1 pseudogene is annotated in these 302 nt (G+C 71.9%); it reads right to left on the bottom strand.

Features of this window, described 5'->3' with window-relative positions:
• Positions 1 to 126 (bottom strand): annotated as a pseudogene (locus tag JHD62_RS21980) (2-methylcitrate synthase); the annotation flags it as partial.
• Positions 127 to 302 lie beyond the last annotated feature (176 nt).

The following is a 302-nucleotide window of genomic DNA, read 5'->3' as shown; positions in this document are numbered from 1 at the left end:
GCGCTTGCCGTTGTGGCTGAAGTGGTACCAGTACAGCAGCATGGAGCCGAAGGAAGCCATCAGGCGGTCGGCGATGTCACGCGCACCGGCGATGTTGTGGTCGTCCTTTTCCGGCAGGGTGCAGCCCCTGTCTCTTATACACATCTCCGAGCCCACGAGACGAACGCAATAATCGCGTATGCCGTCTTCTGCTTGAAAATAGGGGGGGGGGGGGGGGGGGGGGGGGGGGGGGGGGGGGGGGGGGGGGGGGGGGGGGGGGGGGGGGGGGGGGGGGGGGGGGGGGGGGGGGGGGGGGGGGGGGG

The organism is Aquitalea sp. ASV11 (genome assembly GCF_016429185.1).
Classification (GTDB): domain Bacteria; phylum Pseudomonadota; class Gammaproteobacteria; order Burkholderiales; family Chromobacteriaceae; genus Aquitalea; species Aquitalea pelogenes.
Note: the sequence above shows the minus strand (reverse complement) of the source record. Positions and strands in the feature narration are given on the sequence as shown.